At 65.5% G+C, this 16,279-nt stretch carries 10 protein-coding genes; 3 read left to right on the forward strand and 7 right to left on the reverse strand.

What is annotated here, in order from left to right; translation table 11 throughout:
* Positions 1-12 precede the first annotated feature (12 nt).
* Positions 13-1,035: a UDP-N-acetylmuramate dehydrogenase gene (gene murB, locus VIM12_RS10625; RefSeq protein ID WP_331941602.1), complete on the reverse strand. Its 1,023-nt coding sequence runs from the start codon at positions 1,033-1,035 to the stop codon at positions 13-15.
* 117 nt (positions 1,036-1,152) lie between these two features.
* Here murB and VIM12_RS10630 point away from each other — a divergent pair, with 117 nt between their 5' ends.
* Together VIM12_RS10630 and VIM12_RS10635 are read left to right on the forward strand one after the other, a co-directional pair.
* Entirely contained in the window at positions 1,153-1,638 is a 486-nt protein-coding gene (locus VIM12_RS10630) for a YajQ family cyclic di-GMP-binding protein (protein ID WP_331941603.1), read from the forward strand.
* Between the two features lie 7 nt (positions 1,639-1,645).
* Complete coding sequence (locus VIM12_RS10635) at positions 1,646-2,281, forward strand: retropepsin-like aspartic protease family protein (RefSeq protein ID WP_331941604.1); 636 nt, start codon at positions 1,646-1,648, stop codon at positions 2,279-2,281.
* Between the two features lie 82 nt (positions 2,282-2,363).
* Here VIM12_RS10635 and aroG read toward each other — a convergent pair whose 3' ends face one another.
* The 4 genes from aroG to VIM12_RS10655 form a co-directional block, all read right to left on the reverse strand.
* Entirely contained in the window at positions 2,364-3,425 is a 1,062-nt protein-coding gene (gene aroG, locus VIM12_RS10640; protein ID WP_331941605.1) for a 3-deoxy-7-phosphoheptulonate synthase AroG, read from the reverse strand.
* Positions 3,426-3,680: 255 nt separating this feature from the next.
* Positions 3,681-5,141: a metalloprotease TldD gene (tldD, locus tag VIM12_RS10645; protein WP_331941606.1), complete on the reverse strand. Its 1,461-nt coding sequence runs from the start codon at positions 5,139-5,141 to the stop codon at positions 3,681-3,683.
* Between the two features lie 113 nt (positions 5,142-5,254).
* Positions 5,255-6,064, reverse strand: a complete 810-nt coding sequence (locus tag VIM12_RS10650) for a carbon-nitrogen hydrolase family protein (RefSeq protein ID WP_331941607.1) — start codon at positions 6,062-6,064, stop codon at positions 5,255-5,257.
* A 17-nt stretch (positions 6,065-6,081) separates the two neighbouring features.
* Positions 6,082-10,245 carry a YhdP family protein gene (locus VIM12_RS10655; protein ID WP_331941608.1) on the reverse strand — a complete coding sequence of 1,388 codons (4,164 nt, stop codon included), beginning with the start codon at positions 10,243-10,245 and terminating at the stop codon, positions 6,082-6,084.
* Positions 10,246-10,434: 189 nt separating this feature from the next.
* Between VIM12_RS10655 and glnE the strand changes: the two genes are divergently transcribed.
* Entirely contained in the window at positions 10,435-13,152 is a 2,718-nt protein-coding gene (glnE, locus tag VIM12_RS10660; protein WP_331941609.1) for a bifunctional [glutamate--ammonia ligase]-adenylyl-L-tyrosine phosphorylase/[glutamate--ammonia-ligase] adenylyltransferase, read from the forward strand.
* Between the two features lie 53 nt (positions 13,153-13,205).
* Here glnE and gap read toward each other — a convergent pair whose 3' ends face one another.
* Both gap and tkt read right to left on the reverse strand, forming a co-directional pair.
* Entirely contained in the window at positions 13,206-14,216 is a 1,011-nt protein-coding gene (gene gap, locus VIM12_RS10665; RefSeq protein ID WP_331941610.1) for a type I glyceraldehyde-3-phosphate dehydrogenase, read from the reverse strand.
* 22 nt (positions 14,217-14,238) lie between these two features.
* Complete coding sequence (gene tkt / locus VIM12_RS10670) at positions 14,239-16,233, reverse strand: transketolase (protein WP_331941611.1); 1,995 nt, start codon at positions 16,231-16,233, stop codon at positions 14,239-14,241.
* Positions 16,234-16,279 lie beyond the last annotated feature (46 nt).

Genomic DNA, 16,279 nt, shown 5'->3' on the forward strand with positions numbered 1-16,279 from the left:
CCGGAGCGCGTGTCAGATGAAGACCGGCTCCGGCTCAAGCAATACACCGAAGCGCGACTGCACGTCGCGCCGGATTTCTTCCGCCAGGGCGGCAATCTCCCTGCCACTCGCACCGCCGCGGTTGACCAGCACCAGCGCCTGCTTTTCATAGACGCCGGCGGCGCCGAAGCTCCTGCCTTTCCATCCGCACTGGTCGATCAGCCATCCTGCCGCCAGCTTGTAGCTGCCGTCCGGCTGCCCATAGCTGACCAGCAGCGGGTATTGCGCCGACAGCGCATCCCGCACTTCCTTCGATACCACCGGATTCTTGAAGAAGCTCCCCGCGTTGCCGATCTGTGCCGGGTCGGGCAGCTTGCGGGTCCGGATGGCGATGACCGCGTCGCTCACCTGCTTTGCGGTCGGCGCGCTGTTGCCGCGCGCCGCCAGCTCCTGCGCCAGCTCCGCATAGCGCAGGTTGGGTTCCCATTGCCGCGGCAGCGCGAAGGTCACGTCGAGGATCACCGCGCGACCCGCCAGCGCCTGCTTGAAGATGCTGTCGCGGTAGCCGAAGCGGCAGGCGGCGTGGTCGAGGGTGAGAATCTCGCCGGTGTCGAAGTCGAAGGCACGGAGTGCATGGAAGCTGTCCTTCAGCTCCGCACCATAGGCACCGATGTTCTGGATGGGTGCGGCGCCGACGCTGCCGGGTATGAGTGACAGGTTTTCAAGTCCGGGAAGACCCAGCGCCAGGGTATGCAGTACGAAACCGTGCCAGTTCTCGCCTGCCGCCGCGCGCACGTGGACCGCGTCCCGGCCCTCCCGGTCGATCGTGATGCCGCGCGTCGCCATGTGCAGCACCAGCCCGGGAACGTCGCGCGTCAGCAGCAGGTTGCTGCCGCCGCCCAGCACCAGCCGGGGCATGGCGCGCAAGACGCGGTCGCGCCGCACCTCCTCCAGCATGCTGTCGTCGGTGACGCGAAGATAGTGATCTGCCCTGGCGTCGATGCCGAAGGTATTGAGCTGCTGCAGGGGGGTACCGGTTTCGAGGGGGAGCGCCATAGGCCTCGCATTATAGCGGCTAGCCATCGCATTTTTTGTCCGCTAGAATGACCCGTTGATCCGATGACAAGGCCGCCGGCCGGCGGCACCCCCACACTACTGCAAGCGAGATTCACTATGCCGTCTTTCGATGTCGTATGCGAAGCCAATCTGGTCGAGGTAAAGAACGCAGTCGACCAGTCGAACAAGGAAATTTCCACCCGATTCGACTTCAAGGGCACCGATGCCCGCGTCGAGCAGAAGGAGCGCGAACTGACGGCGTATGCCGACAGCGACTTCCAGCTCACTCAGGTACGGGACGTCCTGACCGGAAAGATGGTGAAGCGCAACGTGGACGTGCGTTTCCTCGATATCGGCAAGGTCGAGAAGATCGGCGGCGACAAGGTCAAGCAGGTGATCAAGATCCGCAACGGCATCGAGACCGAGGACGCCAAGAAGATCGTGCGCGTCATCAAGGACAGCAAGATGAAGGTGCAGGCCAGCATTCAGGGCGACGCGGTGCGTGTCACCGGCGGCAAGCGCGACGACCTGCAGGCCGCGATCGCCCTGCTGCGCAAGGAAGTGACCGACCTGCCGCTCGAGTTCAACAATTTCCGCGACTGACCTCTCCATGCTGCGCCTGCTCGGCCTTGCCGCCCTCTCCGTATCCATCACGGCCGCCGCACAGCCGGCCGACGTCAGTGTGGTCGGTCTGTTCCCCAACAAGGCCGTGCTGGTGATCGGTGGCGGCGCGCCCAGGACGTATGCGGTCGGCGCGACCATCGGCGAAGGAATGAAGCTGGTGGCCGCCAACGAGGCCGGCGCAACGGTGGAGGTCAACGGCCGCCGCCAGACGATTGCCCTCGGCGAGCATGTGAACCGCCGCGCCAGCAGCGATCGCGCCAGCGTGACCCTGCCGGCCGACGGCCGCGGGCATTTCATGGTGCAAGGCCAGATCAATGGCGGCAGCGCGCGCATGCTGGTCGATACCGGGGCAACGATGATCGCGATGCCGGCGTCGGATGCGCGTCGGCTCGGCATCGACTACAAGCGGGGCCGCACCGGGTATGTCAATACGGCGAACGGCATTGCTCCGGCCTACAAGGTCACGCTGGATACGGTGAAGGTCGGCGATATCGAAATCCATCAGGTGGATGCGATGGTGCAGGAGCAGGGCCTGGACATCATCCTGCTCGGCATGTCCTTCCTCAACCGCACCGAGATGCGCCGCGAGGGCCAGCAGATGGTGCTGACCAAGCGGTTCTGACCCGGCCCCGACGGCGTCGCACACGAAAAAACGGGAGCCGCGGCTCCCGTTTCCGATTCCCTACGCTGCCCTGCCCGCGTCCTCACTCGTCGCCGTGGAGGCGCCGCTGCCTCACCGACGCCGCAAGGCCTTCCAGCACCTGGACGCTGGCGTCCCAGTCGATGCATCCGTCAGTGACCGACTGGCCGTAGGTCAGCTCCTTGCCTGGAACGAGGTCCTGGCGTCCCGCCACCAGATGCGATTCGACCATCACGCCGACGATGCGGGTATCGCCAGCCGCAATCTGGCGGCCGATTTCCGCACACACCGGTACCTGGTTCTCCGGCTTCTTGGAACTGTTCGCATGCGAGGCGTCGATCATCAGGCGCGATGCCAGCCCGCTTGCCGCGATTTCCTTGCAGGCGGTATCGACGCTGACGGCATCGTAGTTGGGCGCCTTGCCGCCGCGCAGGATGATGTGGCAGTCCTCGTTGCCGCTGGTCGAGACGATCGCCGAATGCCCGCCCTTCGTCACCGAGAGGAAGTGGTGCGGCTGGGACGCGGCCTTGATCGCGTCGACGGCGATCTTCACGTTGCCGTCGGTACCGTTCTTGAAGCCGACCGGGCATGACAATCCGGACGCGAGCTCGCGGTGCACCTGGGATTCGGTGGTGCGGGCGCCGATCGCCCCCCAGCTGATCAGGTCGGCCACGTACTGGGGGCTGATCACGTCGAGGAATTCGGTCCCGGCCGGCAGCCCGAGTTCATTGATGTTGAGCAGCAGCTCGCGCGCCATGCGCAGGCCGTCGTTGATCCGGAAGCTGTTGTCCATGTACGGGTCGTTGATCAGCCCCTTCCAGCCCACCGTGGTGCGAGGCTTCTCGAAATACACGCGCATGACGATCTCCAGGTCGGCGGCGAAGCGTTCGCGTTCCTTGACCAGGCGCCGGGCGTACTCCATGGCGGCCTTCGGATCATGGATGGAGCAGGGGCCGATGACGACCAGCACCCGGTCGTCCTGCCCGTGCAGGATCCGGTGCAATGCCGTGCGCGCCGCTGCTGCCGTGGTCGCCGCCTTGTCGGAACAGGAGAACTCGCGGATCAGGTGCGAAGGCGGAAGCAGTTCTTTCATCTCCCGGATGCGAAGATCGTCTGTGCGCGGCATGTTCATTTCTCCAGTCAGAATGTTGGTCAGCGAGGGGTACAAAAAGAAAAACCGCCATCTCTGGCGGTTTTTCAGGATATTCGGTCGGCTCTTTTATTCGCGCGCTTACCGCTTTTCCACCGCCATCGGGCTGGAATAGCAAAAGTAAAAATAAAAGTAAAAGCGCGCGAAGTGCATTTCTCTGCCGTTTGCAGTCGGGTTGTGGGAATAGTGCAGTAATTCACAGGATTTGGCAAGCCGGCCGGGCCGGCCACGCTATGCGGTGCCGCCCACCGTGAGGCCGTCGATCCTGAGTGTCGGCTGGCCGACGCCGACAGGCACGCTCTGGCCTTCCTTGCCGCAGACGCCGATGCCGCTGTCGAGCCGCATGTCGCTGCCGATCATCGAGACCCGGTTCAGCACGTCCGGGCCGTTGCCGATGAGCGTCGCGCCCTTGACCGGATACGTGATCTTGCCGTCTTCGATCATGTAGGCCTCGCTGGCGGAGAAGACGAACTTGCCGTTGGTGATATCGACCTGGCCGCCGCCGAAATTGACCGCGTAGAGGCCGTTCTTCACCGACGCCAGGATTTCCTCCGGATCCTTGTCGCCCGCCAGCATGTAGGTGTTGGTCATGCGTGGCATCGGCAGGTGGGCATAGGACTCGCGCCGGGCGTTGCCGGTCACCGGCATCTTCATCAGCCGGGCGTTCATCGTGTCCTGGATGTAGCCTTTCAGGATGCCGTCCTCGATCAGGGTCGTACACTGGGTCGGATTGCCTTCATCGTCGATGTTGAGCGAACCGCGGCGGTCGGCGATCGTGCCGTCGTCGACCACGGTCACGCCGCGGGCGGCAACGCGCTCGCCGATGCGTCCCGAGAAGGCGCTGGAGCCCTTGCGGTTGAAATCGCCTTCGAGACCGTGTCCCACCGCCTCGTGCAGCAGCACGCCGGGCCAGCCCGGTCCGAGGACAACCGTGGTCGGGCCGGCAGGGGCCGGCCGCGCATCGAGGTTGGTGACGGCGGTGCGTACTGCCTCGCTCGCATATTTCTCCAGCAGTTCATCCGTGAAATAGCGGAAGTCATAGCGCCCGCCGCCGCCGCTGGAACCGCTCTCCCGCCGTCCGTTCTGCTCGGCGATCACAGTGACCGAGACCCGTACCAGCGGACGCACATCGGCCGCCAGCACGCCATCGCTGCGCACCACCAGCACCACGTCGTATTCCCCGGCGAGTCCGGCCATCACCTGCACCACGCGCGGGTCCTTCGCGCGCGCGATGCGTTCAAGCCTTTCGAGCAACTGCACCTTTGCAGCCGCATCAAGGGAAGTCAGCGGATCGTTGGGCAGGTAGAGCGAGCGACCGCCGGACGGTTGCACCGCAGAGGCAACCTTGATCGCGCCTGCGCCTTGCCTGGCGATGGTGCGGGTGGCAGCGGCCGCATCGAGCAGCGCGCGCTCGGAGATCTCGTCCGAGTAGGAGAACGCGGTCTTGTCGCCCGAGACCGCCCGCACGCCCACGCCCTGGTCGATCGAGAAGCTGCCGGTCTTGACGATGCCCTCCTCCAGGCCCCAGCCTTCGCTCTTGCTGAACTGGAAGTAGAGGTCGGCGTAGTCGACCCGGTGGGTGAAGATGGATGCCAGCGCTTTCAGCAGCTTCGACTCGTCGAGTCCGAACGGTGCAAGCAGGGTTTCCCGCGCAATGGCGAGTGTCTGGAGATTCGGTTCGAACAGTTTCATGGTGTCTCGGTCTTGCGCACCGGCGCGGGCACGCGTCGTAGATGGATCGTCAGATTGTAGAGCATCCGCCGCGTGTCGTCCGGCGTGCCGCCGCCGGACGGGTGCCGCGCGGACTACAGGCGGCAATGCTTCAATGCAGGCAAACTTTCCCGGACGCGCTGCAGGTGGCCGAGGTCGACGTCGCCGCAGACGATGCCCTCGCCTTCGTCCAGCACATCCAGGACCTCGCCCCAGGGGTCGATCAGCATGCTGTGACCCCAAGTCCGCCGCCCGTTCCGATGGTTGCCGCCCTGCGCGGCCGCCAGTACGTAACACTGATTCTCGATTGCCCGTGCGCGCAGCAGCACCTCCCAGTGGGCGCGTCCCGTGGTGTAGGTGAACGCAGCCGGCACCACGATCAGCTTGCAGTCGCCGAGCGCCCTGTACAGTTCCGGGAAGCGCAGGTCATAGCAGACCGACAGCCCGACACGGCCGAAGGGCATATCGACATGGCCGACCACGCTTCCCGGCACGATGGTACGCGCCTCGTCGTAGGATTCTTCGCCGCGGGTGAAGCTGAACAGGTGGATCTTGTCGTAGCGTACCGCCTGTCGCCCCTGGGGGTCGTATACCAGCGTGGTATTGAGCACCTTGCCGCTTTCAGGCGACGCCATCGGCAGGGTGCCGCCGACCAGCCAGATCCCGTGCTCGCGGGCGATGTCGGCCATGAAGCGCTGGATCGGCCCCTCCCCCGGCCGCTCCGCATGCGCGAGCTTGTCGGTTTCCTTCATGCCCATCACCGGCCAGTATTCAGGCAGCAGCACCATGCCCGCACCGCGCGCCGCCGCATTCGCGACAAGCCGGCGCGCCACGGCAAAATTCTCGTCCACCACGGGTGCGGACACCATCTGGACCGCTGCCACTTTCATCGTGCCGTCATGCATGCCTTCCTCCTTGTATGTCAGCCACTGGGGCCGGCGTTGCCGCGCGCCTCCCCGGCAGGCGCCGGCTGCTTGCGCGCCAGCTTGGTCACGACCGGGTCCTTCCAGGGGCCGGTCACCTGGTATTCGAACGTGAAGGCGCGCGTCAGCGGTTCGCGCAGGAAAAGCTGCGCAAGGAAGGTGCCGACCCCGACCACCGGATTGACCGCCAGGCCGTAGACCACGGAGGCCGCGCCGACGTTGAAGTCCGGAATGACGACGACATGCAGGTTCTGTGCCTCCTGCGCAATGTCGGCGCTGCCATCGATCAGGACCGTGGCGGCGACCCCGCGCATCTTGAAATTGTCGGTCCGGGCGACCCCCTGGTTGATGGTGGCGGTCGCGGCGACACCGTCGAACGCGAAGCCTTCCGAGAAGACGTCGCGGAAGTCGAGCACCAGGCGACGCGGCAGCGACTGCAGACTGAGCACCCCGAGCAACTTGGCCGCATTGGCGTCGGCCTTCAGGAACTGTCCCGAGGCAAGGTTCAGCTGGAGGTTGCCGCTCAGGCTGGGAATGTCGAGTGAGAACGGCATGCCCTTCCAGCTCACCTCCCCGTTCATGAGCCCCTTTCCGCCCCGCAGGAGGTTGGCAAAGCCAAAACGCTCGAGCAGCTTGCCTGCATCGGCGATATCGAGGGTGTAGTTGAGGGTGGAAAGGTTTTCGCCGTCCTTGCGCACCCACCGCCCGGACGCCTTCAGCTCGCCGTCGGGATTGACGATGCCGAGCTTGTTGATTCGCCATTCGCGGCCGGCGGGTCCACGCGCATTGCGGGCGGCCAGTTCGAGCTGGCCGAACTTCTTGCCGAACAGCTCAAAGTTCTCGGCGACGATGTCAATGGCGGGCATCTGCGTCGCCGTGTCCTTGCCGTCGAGCAGCTCCGAAACATCGGTCGCCGCGGATTGGGGAATCACCAGCGAGGCCAGGCGCGCGGTCACCCGTCCAAGACCGCCGCTGTAGCCCGACTCGATCCAGGTGATGTAGCCGGAGGCCTGCTCGGAATCGATGTTGGCCTGCCATACATCGCTCTGATGCGACGCGCCGACCACGACGTTGTCGAGCTTGCGCTCCATGATAATCAGCTCATTGGCACGCGCCGCCAGTACTTCCGGCTCGATGTACTGCGCAATCCCGAGTGCATCCGATTGGCGCGCCTCCCGCTGCGGGCCACCGGTCGCCATCGAGCCGACGACGCGCCGCCAGGCGTCGATATCGAGCCGGGCCATGCTGACGTTGGCGATCAGTCCGCTGTCGGGCTGCGGGGCCGGCACGTTGACGCCGATGCCGCCGCGCACCACGCGCCAGGCGGCTTCCTTGCCGGCGTCCTTGCTCGTTTCCTTGTGACGTTCGTAACGGGCGCTGATCGCGGACCCCAGCGCCATCCGGATTTCGTCCCGCGCCAGTGCCGGGTCCGAGGACGGCAGGCCGGTGATCTCGAAGCGCAGCGGCATGCTTTCAACTGCGGCCTTGCGAAGCGGTGCCGGGAAGTCGAGCCCGATGCCGACCATGCTCGACTCGACGAGGATTTCCGGCTGCTTGTTCCTTACCCTGATCGACGTCGCATAGCGGGTGCCGCCTGTGATGCGCTCGGCCGTACGCTGAAACTGCGGCGTAGCGTATGCCTTGCGGATGCCGTCTGCGCTGATGCTGCCCTCGGCCTTGACCATGATCGTCCCGTCACGCTGAGTGCCGCCGCTGAGGCTGACCGGTCCGCCGAGGAAGGCGGCGCGGATGCCGCCGATGCTGAAACCCTTTTCGTTGAACTCGAGCTTGCCGGTGGTGTTCGCCAGCGGAGGCAGGAGATTGCGCAGGGTGACGGTGTTGCCGGCGAAGTGCAACCCGCCCTGTACCTTCGCATCGGGCAGGTGGCGCAGTGGCAGTTGCAGCTTCAGTGCCAGGCGGGCGTTGCCGCTCGCCTTCGTCTCATCGGTGAAATGCCCGATCCAGCCGCCGACCGGACTATCGACGGTGAACCGGACCAGGTTTTGCAGCGGGCCGGCGGCCTCGCCATCGACATCGAGCACCATGTCCTGCGCATGCAGGTCGGGAATGACCGCCTTCACCTTAGAAAGCGCTGTGCCGGCGCTGCGCGCGCTGTCGGCCTGTATCTCCATCCGGGCGCGGTCGAACAGAATGCTGCCGTCGATGCGGTCGATCACCGGCCACATCGGCGACGCGCCGTCCGGGGCATGCTCGCCGGGTGCGTAATTGAGCACGCCCTGCTCGATTTTGCCGGCGACGCTGAACTCGCCCCGGGCCCGCTCTGCCGCACTCTTGCCGTTGAACGGAAAATGCGCGAGGTCGCCCTTCAGCCTCAGCTTCACATCCCGGGCGGCGCCGCCGGCAAGTGCGCCGGTCAGCCACCGGCGCAGCGTGTCGGGTGTCTGCATCGGCAGGTAGCGGCCGACCTTCTGCAGGTCGAGCCGGTCCACGCGGCCGCTGAAATCGGCTATGCCGAGACTCTGGCCGGGTGCGCGTGCGAGGCTCATCCGATGCTTGCCCGACAGCGCGGCGCTGACGCCTTCCTGTGCGAAGTCCAGCCGCTGGACGTCGAGCAGAAGATGCTTGTTGTCGGGGAAGCTCCAGCCTGCCTGCAGATCGAGGCGCTCGAACGCCATGATTGGATCCTCGTACCACGCCGGCAAGTGCAGGCGCGCGTCCGTTGCGGCAAGTGCGAGCGTACCGCCGCGTTCGCTGGCGTCGATCCGGCCGCTGATATTCTCGAAACCGGGTATTGCCGGCATCGCGGCCTGGGCTGGCGCTGCAGCCGTCCGCGCCGTCCCGGCCCTTGCCGCCCGCGGGCGCATCGTCAATCCGGAGAACTGGCCCTTCACGCTATAGCCAGCGAGCTGCGGGTAGCTTCCTGTCCACTGGGCCGAGAAGTCCTGAAGAACGCCGCGTGGCGCGAGATCGGCAATCAACCGGCGCTGTTCGGCCGGAATCGGCAGGCGCTCCGCGAAGCTGGCGAGGGTCTGCAGGTCAAGCACCCTTGCCTGCACTTCCGTGCGGGCAGGCCGACCGTTGCGCGGGGCGACGTAGCGCTCGGAGATCGTGGTCCTGGGAAGGTACAGTCCATCGTCGGTCTGCAGGCTGAAATCGGTCAGCGCGACCTGGTGCCCGTTCTGTCCGAATGTCGGGCGGCCATCGCGCACCGCGGCGTTGAACTCTTCATGCACCGAGATGCGCCCGCTGACCGCTTGCAGGTTCAGCGGCTCAAGATCCTCGCCGAGACGGGCGGAGACGCCGGCCAGCGTCAGATCGGCGGTGAGGTCGGCAACCCGCGCATGGTCGAAATTCAGCCAGGCGCGCACCGAACCCTTGCCGCTGCGCACATCAAGCGGATAGTCGACGAAGCTGCGCCACACAGTGAGGTCCGTGTCCCGCAGGTCCGCGTAGAGTTCGCCTTTCCACATCGCCGGGTCCGAGATCGCATGCACGAAATGCGGATGCTCGAAGTCAGCCCGTACGTCGAGCGGGGCGGCGAAGCCCGCCGGTGGCGTCGCCTTCAGTGCGAAGCGATGGCGTCGCCAGGCGTTGCGCAGCACGACATCGACGTTTTCCAGTGCCAGTTCCGGCGCCTTGCGCAGTGCATCGTTCCAGCGCAGGCGCCCGTCGCGGATGACGATCTCGCGCTGCGACAGCACCCAGTCGGCGCCACGGCTGTCCCCCCGCTTTCCCGCGTCGATGTAGATGCCGGCCACGTACAGGTGTCCGTCGGGGTCGCGCCGCACGTCGAGGTCGGGACGGATGATTTCAAGCCGGTGCAGCCGCAGGTCGCCGACCGCGAAAGACCACCAGGACAGGGTGCCGGAGACATGCGGCAGCGTCAGTGCCGCGTTGCCTGCCTTGTCATGCACGACCAGCTTGTCGAATGCGAGCCGTGGCCGCAAGCCGGACCAGGAGGCGTCGATGGCGCCGACGGTCACCTGGTTGCCGATAGCCTCGGTCGCCAGCCTTTCGATGGTCGGCTTGTACGCATCGATATTGGGCAGGACGATGTAACGCAGGCCGAGCACCAGCGCACAGAACAGGAAGTAAAGGACGACGACGACCTTGAACAGCAGCCCGAGCGTGTTGGCGGTCAGCGCGTTAGCGATTCGATAACAGCTTCGCAGCGCCTGCCATACGGCGGCGACGCGCGTCACGGCCGGGCGCGTTATGTTCTGGTCTGTCGACATCAATCAAAAAAACGAGCGGCGTAGAATAGCCGGGATTCAAGTTTGCAAACAGGATGTTCGCGCGGGTATGCTCCTCTGTCACGGGTCGGGGCAACCGGCGTCGGCCAGGCCCGGACTTACACCTAACCTCCCCTCGACATTGTGACCAGATCCCTTATGACCAGCAGCGTTGCCTCGCGGTTCTATTCCCGGTGGCTGAACGCCGACCCGGCGCGCGAACGCATGGTAACCGAGCTTGCCGGATTATCCATTACGCCCGACATTTTTGCTCGGCTTTTACAAAGGGAAACCGAGGCCGGCATGCCCCTGCCGAGGGCGATGCGGCGGGTCCGCAACCTGGTCGTGTGTGCCCTGATCGAGCGCGATCTCGACGGGCGGGCGGACCTGGACGAGGTGCTCGGCGCCATCAGCGCGTTTGCCGACTTTGCCGTCGCCACCCACCTCGCCGCCCTCCATGCGGAGATGTGCGAAGCCCACGGCACCCCGACCGGACGCGATACCGGCGAGCCCCAGGAGATGATCGTGCTGGGCATGGGCAAGCTCGGCGGCCACGAGCTGAACGTGTCGTCCGACATCGACCTGATTTACGTCTATCCCGAGGACGGCGAGACGGCAATCACCGTTCCGGGCCAGCGGCAGTTGTCGAATCATGAATTCTTCGTCCGCCTCGGCAAGAAGCTGATCGCGGCGCTGTCGGAGATCGCCGAGGACGGCTTCACCTTCCGGGTCGACATGGCGCTGCGCCCGAATGGTAATTCCGGCCCGCTGGCGGCAAGCTTCGGCATGGTCGAGGAATACCTGGTCGTCCAGGGGCGGGAATGGGAACGCTACGCCTGGGTCAAGGCGCGCGCCATGACCGGCCGCGAACAGGACATTGCCGCACTCGAACAGATCGTGCGCCCCTTCGTCTACCGCCGCTATCTCGACTTCAGCGCGATCGAGGCCCTGCGCAACATGCATGCGCAGATCCGGGCCGAGGTCAAGCGGCAGGAGGCCCGCCATCCGGGACGTGCGAACAACGTCAAGCTCGGCCGCGGCGGCATCCGCGAGGTGGAATTCCTCGCCCAGGTCTTCCAGTTGATCCGCGGCGGGCGCGACCCGTCGCTACGCGACCGGTCGACCCGCAACACCCTGCGCACGCTGGCCGCGAAGGCGCTGATGACCGAGGAAGAGGTCGCCGAGCTGCTGGAGGCCTATACCTTCCTGCGCAACCTCGAACATCGCCTGCAATACCTCGACGACGCCCAGACGCACAGCATCCCGTCCAATCCGGACGACCAGCTGACGGTGGCGAAGATGATGGGTTACCCCGACGCCGAATCGCTGCTCGCCGAACTGGACCGCCAGCGCGGCAAGGTGGCGGCGCAATTCGACGCTATGTTCGCCGACAAGACCAGCGAGCAGGCGGTGCCGGAGCAGGCGGACGCGATCGCCCAGGTGCAGGCGGTGCTGGCGGATCCCGACAACGCCGAAGCGGTGGAGAACCACCTGGGTTCGCTCGGTTTTGCCGACCCCGGCAGCGCGGCGCGCCGGGTCCTGGGCATGGCGCAGTCCTCGCGCCTGCAATCCCTGCCGGATGCCAGCCGCGCGCGGCTGGCCGCGCTCGTCAGCGCCGCCCTGCCCATCGTCGCCGAGAACAACGGCGACCGCAATGCGACGCTCGGCCGCCTGCTCGACTTCCTCGAGGCGATCGCGCGCCGCGCGGCCTACCTGGCGCTGCTGACGGAATACCCGCAGACGCTGAGCCGGCTGGTGCGCATGATGGCCGCGAGCGACTGGGCAGCAAAGTATCTGACCCGGCATCCGATCCTGCTGGACGAGCTGCTGGACCTGCGCCATCTTCATACTGCGCCCGACTGGCCGGCCTTCGCCCAGGATGTCCAGCGGCAGCTGGACGACGCGGACGGCGATACCGAGCACCAGATGAACGTGCTGCGCGACCTCCACCATGCCCAGTTGTTCCGGCTGCTGGCGCAGGACCTCGAGGGCAGGCTGACGGTGGAGAAGCTGGCCGACCACCTGTCCGCGCTGGCCGACATCCTGGTCGATGCGACGGTCAAGGCGGTGTGGAAGGCCATCGGCAACCGCCATCGCGAGGTGCCGCGTTTCGCGGTGATCGCCTATGGCAAGCTGGGCGGCAAGGAACTCGGCTACGCATCCGACCTGGACGTCATCTTCCTGTACGACGACGAGGACCCGGAAGCGCCGGCGCTGTATGCGAAGCTGGCACAGCGCTTCATCACCTGGATGACAACGCATACGCCGGCCGGCATCCTGTTCGACATCGATGTCGCCCTGCGGCCGGACGGTGCAAGCGGTCTGCTGGTCTCGCGCGTGTCGGCGTTCGAAAAGTACCAGGCGGGCTCGGCCTGGGTATGGGAGCACCAGGCTCTGACGCGCGCCCGCTTCTGTGCCGGCGATACCGAGATCGGGGCTCGCTTCGAGGCGATCCGGGAGTCAGTGCTGCGCCAGCCGCGCGACGCGGACCGGCTGCGCCAGGAAGTCCTGGCCATGCGGCGGCGGTTGCACGACGCCCATCCAAACCGTTCTGCGCAGTTCGACCTCAAGCATGACGCGGGCGGCATGATCGATATCGAGTTCATCGTGCAGTTCCTGGTCCTGCGGGAGGCGGCGCGCTTCCCGCAGCTGACGGCCGACATCGGCAATATCGCGCTGCTGCGGCTGGCGGGCGAGCTCGGACTGGTCGATGCGGCCCTTGCGGCGAAGGTGGCCGATGCCTACCGGCGCTTCCGCAAGCTGCAGCACCAGATCCGGCTGCAGGGCAGCGACCGGGCGCGGGTGGACGCGGAACGCGTGGCGGAAGACAGCGGCTGCGTGCGCGAACTGTGGGAGCAGGTGTTCGGGCCGGAGTAGCCGTCAATGAAAAACGCCCCGCAAGCGGGGCGTTTTCCTTGGTGCGGGCGGAATTACTTGGCCGACATGAGCGCGACGGTGGTGTCGAGCATGCGGTTGGAGAAGCCCCACTCGTTGTCGTACCAGGACGAGACCTTCACCAGGCGGCCGGAGACCTTGGTCAGGGTTGCGTCGAAGTTGCTGGACGCCGGGTTGTGGTTGAAGTCGACCGACACCAGCTGCTCGGTGTTGTAGGTCAGGATGCCCTTCAGCGAACCATCGGCGGCTTCCTTCATGATCGCGTTGATTTCCTCGACGGTCGTGTCGCGCGCGGCAATGAAGGACAGGTCGACGATCGAGACATTGATGGTCGGGACGCGGATCGCGAAACCGTCCAGCTTGCCGTTCAGTTCCGGCAGCACCAGGCCGACGGCGGCAGCGGCGCCGGTCTTGGTCGGGATCATCGACTGGGTGGCGGAACGGGCGCGGCGCAGGTCCTCATGCATCACGTCGGTCAGCACCTGGTCGTTGGTGTAGGCGTGCACGGTCGTCATCAGGCCGTTCAGGAGGCCGATCTTGTCGTGCAGCGGCTTGACCAGCGGCGCCAGGCAGTTGGTGGTGCAGGAGGCGTTCGAGATCACGGTGTCGCTCGCCTTCAGCACGTTCTGGTTCACGCCGAACACCACGGTCGCGTCCACATCCTTGCCGCCCGGGGCGGAGATGATGACCTTCTTGGCGCCGCCCTTGAGGTGGGCCGAAGCCTTTTCCTTGGTGGTGAAGAAGCCGGTGCACTCGAGCACCACGTCGACGTTCAGCTCGCCCCACGGGATTTCGGCCGGGTTGCGCTGTGCAAACACCTTGATCTTGTCGCCGTTGACGACCATGAATTCGCCATCGACTTCCACGGTGCCCGGGAACTTGCCGTGCGCGGTGTCGTAGCGGGTCAGGTGGGCATTCGACTGCGCATTGCCGAGGTCGTTGATCGCCACGATCTGGATGTCGTTCTTCTTGCCGCCTTCATAGTGGGCGCGAAGAATGTTGCGGCCGATGCGGCCGTAGCCGTTGATTGCGACGCGGATCGTCATGGTTTTCTCTCCTGAACGTTGGTTAAGCCAAAACCGATTTCACCTTGGCGACCACGTTGTCCGTGGTGAAGCCGAAGTGCTTGAACAGCACGCCCGCCGGCGCGGATTCGCCAAAGGTGTCGATCCCGACCACGGCGCCTTCCAGCCCGACGTACTTGTACCAAAAATCGCTCACGCCAGCCTCGATGGCGACGCGCGGCAGGCCCTTCGGCAGCACGGCCGCCTTGTAGGCTGCATCCTGGCGGTCGAACACGTCGGTGCATGGCATCGACACCACGCGCACCGCGATGCCCTGCTGCGCCAGCGCATCCGCCGACTTCATCGCCAGCTCGACTTCCGAGCCGGTCGCGATCAGCACCGCCTTCGCATCCGCCGCGTCGCGCAACACATAGCCGCCGCGCTGCACGTCCGCCAGTTGCTGCGGCGTGCGCTCCATGAACGGCAGGTTCTGGCGCGAGAAGATCAGCGTGGTCGGGCCGGTGCGGCGCTTGACCGCCTGCTGCCATGCCACCGCCGACTCCACCGTATCGCACGGGCGCCAGTTGTCCAGGTTCGGGATCAGGCGCAGGCTGGAAACGTGCTCGACCGCCTGGTGGGTCGGTCCGTCCTCGCCGAGGCCGATCGAATCGTGGGTGAACACGAAAACCGAACGGATTTTCATCAGTGCCGCCATGCGGATCGCATTGCGGCTGTAGTCCGAGAAGGTCAGGAAGGTCGCGCCGAACGGCAGGTAGCCGCCATGCAGCGAGAGACCGTTCATGATCGCGGCCATGCCGAATTCGCGCACACCGTAGTTGATGTGGTTGCCAGGCTGTTCGCTGCGCACCGGCACGCATTCCTTCCAGTTGGTCAGGTTGGAACCGGTCAGGTCCGCCGAACCGCCAATGAATTCCGGCAGCACCGGCGCCAGCGCCTGGATCGCGTTCTGGCTGGCCTTGCGGGTCGCGATGGTCTCCTTCTTGTCCACGCAGGCCGCAATGTAGGCGTCAATCGCGGCATCCAGCTTGCCGGGCAGTTCGCCCTTCATCCGGCGCAGCAATTCGCCGGCCTCCTGCGGGTAACGCTCGCCATACGCCTTGAACAATGCATTCCATTCGTCTTCCTGGGCCTGGCCGCGCGCCTTCGCGTCCCATGCCTGGTACACGTCGTCCGGGATCTCGAACGGCGGATACGGCCAGTTGATTGCATCGCGCGTCGCCGCCACTTCCTTGTCGCCGAGCGCCGCGCCGTGCACCTTGTCGGAGCCCTGCATATTAGGCGCTCCTTTGCCGATCACCGTCTTGCAGCAAATCAATGTCGGACGGTCGGATTTCTTCGCCGCCGCAATCGCGGCATCCACTGCCGCCACATCATGGCCGTCGACGTCCGCAATCACGTTCCAGCCATAAGCGGCGAAGCGCTTGGGCGTGTCGTCGGTGAACCAGCCGTCGACCTTGCCGTCGATCGAGATGCCGTTGTCGTCGTACAGCGCGATCAACTTGTTCAGGCGCAGCGTGCCGGCGAGCGAGCAGACTTCATGCGAAATGCCTTCCATCAGGCAGCCGTCACCGGTGAACACGTAGGTGTAATGGTCGACCACGTCGAAGCCGGGCCGGTTGAACTCGGCGGCGAGCAGCTTCTCCGCCAGCGCCATGCCGACGGCATTGCTGATGCCCTGTCCGAGCGGGCCGGTGCTGGTCTCGACGCCTTCGGTGATTTCGTACTCCGGGTGGCCCGGCGTCTTGGAATGCAGCTGGCGGAAGTTGCGGATCTCGTCCATCGACAGGCGGTAGCCGGACAGGTGCAGCAGCGCGTACTGCAGCATCGACCCGTGGCCGTTCGACAGCACGAAGCGGTCGCGGTTGATCCAGCGCGGGTTGAGCGGGTTGTGGCGATGGTGCCCGGTCCACAGCGCAACGGCAATTTCTGCCATGCCCATCGGCATGCCCGGGTGACCGGAATTTGCCTTTTGTACTGCGTCCATCGCCAGCGCGCGGATCGCGTTGGCCATCTTGTCGGTGGGAAGAGAGGAAGTCATTTCAGAGCAAGCAAGGTGTGTGGCAGGTCTGGAGCCGGCCAGCGGC

Origin of the sequence: Noviherbaspirillum sp., assembly GCF_036563305.1 — a bacterium.
Taxonomy (GTDB): domain Bacteria; phylum Pseudomonadota; class Gammaproteobacteria; order Burkholderiales; family Burkholderiaceae_D; genus Noviherbaspirillum.